The organism is Plebeiibacterium marinum, assembly GCF_026013615.1.
Lineage (GTDB): Bacteria > Bacteroidota > Bacteroidia > Bacteroidales > Marinilabiliaceae > Saccharicrinis > Saccharicrinis marinus_A.
In genome coordinates this window covers 1-6306 of sequence record NZ_JAPDPI010000086.1, presented here as the reverse complement: position 1 = coordinate 6306, position 6306 = coordinate 1, and the positions used below count along the sequence as shown (strand labels likewise).

Annotated in this window: 6 protein-coding genes; all 6 read left to right on the top strand. The window is 36.3% G+C overall.

What is annotated here, in order from left to right; translation table 11 throughout:
* Positions 1-453: 453 nt before the first annotated feature.
* The 6 genes from OM074_RS20730 to OM074_RS20705 all read left to right on the top strand — a co-directional run bounded on the left by OM074_RS20730 (position 454) and on the right by OM074_RS20705 (position 6159).
* The gene (locus OM074_RS20730) at positions 454-1680 is read left to right on the top strand and encodes a carboxypeptidase-like regulatory domain-containing protein (RefSeq protein ID WP_301202610.1); all 1227 of its coding nucleotides are present in this window, start codon (positions 454-456) and stop codon (positions 1678-1680) included.
* 52 nt (positions 1681-1732) lie between these two features.
* Entirely contained in the window at positions 1733-2272 is a 540-nt protein-coding gene (locus OM074_RS20725) for a DUF8685 domain-containing protein (protein ID WP_301202609.1), read from the top strand.
* A gap of 389 nt (positions 2273-2661) precedes the next feature.
* On the top strand, positions 2662-2865 hold the full coding sequence (locus tag OM074_RS20720; RefSeq protein WP_301202608.1) for a hypothetical protein: 204 nt from the start codon (positions 2662-2664) through the stop codon (positions 2863-2865).
* Positions 2862-3440 (top strand): DUF308 domain-containing protein, encoded by a 579-nt coding sequence (locus OM074_RS20715; RefSeq protein WP_301202606.1) that lies wholly within the window; start codon positions 2862-2864, stop codon positions 3438-3440. The genes OM074_RS20720 and OM074_RS20715 overlap by 4 nt, the downstream gene beginning before the upstream one ends.
* Before the next feature lie 579 nt (positions 3441-4019).
* Positions 4020-5588 carry a hypothetical protein gene (locus OM074_RS20710; protein ID WP_301202605.1) on the top strand — a complete coding sequence of 523 codons (1569 nt, stop codon included), beginning with the start codon at positions 4020-4022 and terminating at the stop codon, positions 5586-5588.
* Positions 5569-6159: a hypothetical protein gene (locus OM074_RS20705; protein WP_301202603.1), complete on the top strand. Its 591-nt coding sequence runs from the start codon at positions 5569-5571 to the stop codon at positions 6157-6159. The genes OM074_RS20710 and OM074_RS20705 overlap by 20 nt, the downstream gene beginning before the upstream one ends.
* The last annotated feature ends 147 nt before the right edge of the window (positions 6160-6306 follow it).

The following is a 6306-nucleotide window of genomic DNA, read 5'->3' as shown; positions in this document are numbered from 1 at the left end:
CCCCTAAAGGGGAAAACTCCAACGCACTGTGCGGAAGCAACTTCCCCTTTAGAGCCTGTCCCGAACTTGTATTCGGGAGGACTGAGGGGTGTGGGCGGGCTAACAAAAAATTCTGTAGTTTTCTTGCCAACACTATATTGATGGAGTTTAATTATAAAGAAGGTTTGGATTAAATCATAGACCCTTGCTTTGTGAAATCTGCCTTTTTTATTATTATATTTGATAGTATTAATTCGTTAAGTTTTTGTAAGTGTTTAATCTTTATAATTTTAACATTAATGAAGAATTTTATAAAAGATATTGGAATCTAGGCTATTGACAAATAAACTAATGACAATGATCAATAATCAATGATCAATAATCAATGACCAATAACTAATGACCAATAACTAATGAACTATTATGATAGTTCAGATACACAAAAAATATAAATTCCAGAAACTAATCCAAATAATGAAATACTATCTTATCGTAATCCTGTCAGTTTTTACCCTAAATGTAGAATGCCAAAATTTAATTTCAGGAGTGGTATTGGATGTTGTGGGGAAACCCGTTTCTTATGCATCGGTTCAGTATGAAAATTTGAATACAGGTGTCATTACAAATAACGAAGGACGGTTTTCAATACAAAAGGAAAGTGAATCTAAACTTGTGGTCAGGTGCCTGGGCTATCAAACACAATCTATATATACAGACACCTTGCATCATGATTTGGTTATTACACTCGAACCGGCTACTGTAAATTTAAATGAAGTGAAAGTTACTCCGGTTGACGTAGAGGATCTCATGAAGCAAGCCATAAAAAATCTACCCAAAAATTACCCCACAAAAACGGTTCGGTTAAAGGGTTTGTATAAACAGGCAGAGGTAAAAAATAATTACTTTAATAATGTGTTTGAGTCTAATGTTAATGTTTACCTCTCGGGTATGGGAAAATTGAAAATGCCTGATGTTGAAACAAAAATCATTAACTACGAATATTATACAGCACCCCCTGTCAATTATAGAAATCCTCAGGGATATTTATATACAACCAGCCTGTACTTTCATCCTATAATCCATCAAGTTAAAGATTATCAATTTGAGTATGATGGTCAATTCAATTATGAAGGAATGGAGGTGGTTAAAATAAAAATAGATCCAAAATTACCCAACCCAAAAGAATGCCAGTATAAAGGGTTTGTGTGCATTGATAAAGAAACGAAAGGGATTTTATATATGGAATATTCTTTAATCCCCAACCAAATTGAGATGAAACGGGCAAATGGACTAATGCAGCGACAGGAAAAAAGTCAGACTAAAATATTGTTTACAAAAGCGAAGCCCTTTTTTAAATTAGACTATATTGTAGAGAAAAATTTAGCTACATTAAAATTTAATGAGGCTTATTACAATATACACGCAGAGGAAATTGATAATCTGGTAAATGACAATCCCGGATTAGCCTATTTGAAAGATGTTGAAAAAATTGATACGGTATTTACAACGTTTAGTTTTTTTACAAAGGATGTTAATTACAGCCCTGCCAAATATGAACCCGATGAACTAACATTTGAAGAAATTATGAAGCAAGGCAAAGGGAAACCTTTTGATAAATCAAGGGATTATTCAAACGATTTTATTATTGAAACCAGAGAAGAAAAGATTTTTAAAGAAGCAGTTGAAAATAGCGCCCGGTAAACAAGGGGTTATTAACTGTTGGGTATTGATATAAACTTTAAATCAGAAAAATATGGAATCTATAGAAATAAAAGTAGGAACGCGAGTTGAGCATCCCCGGTATGGAGAAGGGATTATTGCAAAAATAACCATGGGGGCTTACGAAATATTTTTTGAGCAGGGGGGCAAAATGGAAATGCCTAAAACCAGTCCAACCCTAAAAGTGCTGGAAACACCCGAAGAGGGCAGGAGTGAGTTGGTAACAGCACGTGAATTAAGAAAAACAATTGCTTCGGTATTGGACGAATATGGAGTATTGCCTTCTGATGTGGAGCTGGGCAATAAATGGATGGGAGGAAAAGTGGTGCTGGTTCCGGGGAATGAATCTCTGCAACCCAAAGAAATCCCGATGGATGTCTTCTTCAAAAAGATCATCATGGTACGTGATAAGCTAAGGGTGTTGGAGCAAAACGTTAATTCTAATGGTGCGCTGAACGAAGAAGAAAAAGTTCACATGCAGCAGTACATTACCAAAGCATATGGTAGCCTTACTACCTTTAACGTGCTGTTTGCCGAAAAGGAAGATTACTTTGTAGGAGCCGGAAAGAAGTGAAAGCAATTATCAATTAACAACAATCAGTTATCAATTATTTGAAAATAAAAACTCTTTATTCTTAATTGAACTTTGGTATATAGTCTCTGCAAGAAAACTCCTGTTTGATAGTGAACCGCTAGTCCCTGACTACGCTTTGTGCACATCTTTGTGGTATGGGGTTGCTGCATCAAAAGGCTCTGAAAGCCTGAATATCTATAACGGTCGAGATCTTGGGACGATATCCTTGCGTGTTTGGAAAGAGTTTTTGTAGCTATAACATTGTGCGTAATAGGAATCAATTCCCCGTCTGTTGCCGGACAGGCCCTCCTTACCAAGGAGGAGTACCTCGACGAAGGAGAGGGGAGGTGGTTTTATGCCTATGTTAGCAAAAATTAAGAAGACGAACCATGAACTTGAAGGAAGTTAACTTACATGATTCACAGATTTTGAAGGTTGTTGAAGACTTAGGAATAATTAGATACTCAATTGGAGAAGGGAAAAGAGAAATTGAAATAGAAAGAAAGAAGATTGAATTTAAGACTAATTGTGGAATTAGGACAATAGAATTTAAGAAAGTAGAATTGTTTAAAAGTGACATCGATATAAAATGAAATTAGAACAAAAGCAAGGATTAAAAAGGCGGACTTTTGAATTAGTTGGAGATAAGTTGAAAATGACTTATAAGACTTCGTCTGAAACAAAGGAGTGGACTGTAAATATTGATTCAATTGGAAATGACATATTAATTGAAAAGAAATCTAGGAAAGGTTCATATATATTTGGTGGTTTTATGCTTGTGTTTGGATTTTTTATGCTTGCCGCATATACTTTATCACATGATAATACAATCTCACCATGGGCAATAATATTTATGGGAATATTCTATGTAGGACTGGGGGTGCTAATAACTTTAGGTCCCTTAAAAAGTGAATTGCATATTACTGGTGGAATTCCTGTTATTTTCTTTCTGGAAAGTCCATCAAGAATAGAAGTTGAAGAGTTTGCAAATGCCTTAATAGAAAAATCTAGAACCATAATATTAGAAAGATTTTCAAAAATTGACACTGATGTTCCAGAAGAAACTATGATGAATCAATTATTCTGGTTACGGAATCGAGGATTTATTTCTGAACATGAATATGAAGCAAAGAAAAAAGAATATAAAACGAAGAAACTAATGAACTAACTTTTGCTAACAATATATTTGAATAATAGCCGAAACAGCTGTAAATTCAAGGGTTGTAGCTCGCTTTAACTTTTCTGTAACTTGACAGGAAAGCGCGTTGAAACCCGCACTACGCTTATAAGTGGCCGTTATTTGAATTAAAAAAATGGAAATTTAAGTATTAAAAACCACCTCCCGGTTCGTGCCTCACCGGACAGCCGATTTACAGTACGCAAATTATTATGAATGTGACTATCGATGTCTTTTTAAACACCAATCGCGAAGCCCCATGTTGAGATGTATAAGGCCTTCAGCTTTTTAAAGTGTGATTTATAATTTGACGTCATAATATATTTGCGTATAATAGGCAGCTTTTCCTTTAGGGAGTTCTCTCGCACTGTGTGGGTTGGGATAAAATCAAGTTTTCTTGCAGGCACTATAAAATGCAAATCCTTCCTCAAAACAAAGATTAAAATCCTTATCCTCCTGCCCTCCATTTTATTGACATCCATAATATTTACGCGTAACTTTATATTTACACTGTTTTGAGATATTGTGATGAGGTATCTTTCATGTATAATACCAGCAATAGTTATAGTAATGATGGGCTGTAGTACATCTATGGTGAATCATCGCGAAGTTCATGATGTGGGTTCAGTTCCGGAATCAGTTTTGTCAGACAAGCAAACCATAAAAGTGCATTTAAAAGATGGTAGCCTGCTTTTGTTCCACGAATGGGAGTTTTTTGATAAGAAAGAAATCATACAAGGTATTGGAGAATATTTCAGCGCCAATCGTGAAAAGATTACGCTCCCTGTTCGTGCAAATAGTTCTGAAAATAAGCAGTTGTCTAAAGTACTTTATGTAGGCGGAAATAAATATGTGGTTCCCTATGAATTATGCGTGTTGGTAGAGACAAATGAATATAAAGGATTCAACGTAGTATCTCCATTATTAATGTCTTATTCTACGCTTTGGTCAGCCTTTACTTTTTATTGTCTTACCGATCCCAAAGCCTGTTTTGGTTCGTGCCCCACTATTTATTTATACGATGATGAAAATAAAGAAATTGTGGCAGAAGGTTTTTCTTCGAGCATTACTAAAAGTATGGAAGCCACTGATGTGGATTTTATTTGTGATATATCGTTAAAAGATAGTGTAGACCATATTAAGCTGGAGCTGCAAAACGAAGCCTTTGAAACCCATTATGTGCGGTATGCTGATTTGCTGGTTGTTAAAAAAGCTTCATCCACTCATGTTGTTTATGGTAAAGATGGTTTTTATGAGGTCGATCATATTAAAGTACCTAAGTCTGTTGAGGGAATAGTGGCCGATAACCTTCCGCTATTTCAATATGCCGACCATCAAGAATATTTGGCTTTGGCAGATACTTGTGATTTAAATACAAAAGAATCCATAGTGTTTGTATTTGATGAGTTTGAAGGGGCTAACTCAGGTATTGTACTAACCCAGCGTCAGTCTTTTATGACAACCTTCCTGTTTTATCAATCTATGGCCCATATGGGTACCCGGGCAGGCGAATTGTTGGCAAGGTACGAAAGAAGTTCGCCCCTTGTGCGCAATGCATTTAAGTCAATGGATGACGTGCTCGGGGGAGTGGATATTGAGGTGGAAGTAAATAATAAATGGAAAAAGGTGGGTGCAATAAAAGAGCAGGGGCCTATAGTTTGCGATACACATATTGTTCTCATCAACTATAAAAATAAAATCAGTAAAGTCAGGCTTACCATGACCAAGGGGCTGTGGAGGATTGATAGGGTTAATGTTTGTAATGTGGTTAAAAAGTCCAAATCAGAAGTAATACAGGCAAGTAGTTTGATAAACTACAATCAGGAAGATTGCAGCATATTACAGGAGTTGAACGACAAGGAAAAAATGATTGTAAACCTGCCCGGCACTTCGCACACTTTAATTTACAAACTGCCAGAATATGATAACTATGCCGTGTTTGTTGAAACAAGAGGTTATTATACCGAATGGATGCGCAAAGAATGGCTTAAAGAAGAAAGTGAAGAGATGATTGATTTAATTTTATATAATCCCAAAAAATGGATCAGGCTAATGACTCCACAATACAAGCATATGGAGTTAGAGATGGAAACCTTGTTTTGGATGAGTAAATATGCATATGCAAAAAGAGAGGATTAAAATATTATTGATAGTATGGTGCGTTACCATTGCATCGTGTGCACCGGGAAAACATTTGATTCCCACCTCACGTGAAGAGGTGTTGTATAATCCTTACGGGGCATTCATCACAGTAAACAGTGATTCTGTGTTTACGCAGGGCGAATTATTAGAAATAAACAATGAGCACTTATTGATGTTGACTGCCACTGGTACAAAAAAACTTCCTATGTATCGGGTTACTGGTTTTGATATTGTACTATGCCACAATCAACAAAAGCTTTACAGTACAATGATGGCTGTATTAGTTACTCCGGCCATAATCGGAGCCATAGTCCACTCAGAGTTTTCAGGAAACTTTCTTGCATTGGGAGCTGTGATATTACTATCATCAGGGGGTGCTACAGTAGGCGAATACTCCAGGGAAGCCCACATCGTAACTTTTGGTGGCGACAGAAATAACCTGCATCTATATGCAAAATACGCCAGATTTCCCGGAGGCCTCCCCAAAAATGTCGATCCATATAAGTTTACCATTTGGTGGGCAAATAAAAAACACGTAAACATGCACTCCGTTAAAAAGATAGATTAAACTTTTTTGTCCTATTGCTTTGTATAAGCATGCACTCACTTTTCACTATTCTTCGTGCTGAAAGCACAGTTCAAAAATGAATGAGCTGTCCCTACAGGACGTTGATTACCTCCTTACATAACCCCATGCGTTGCATGGGGCTAGGAT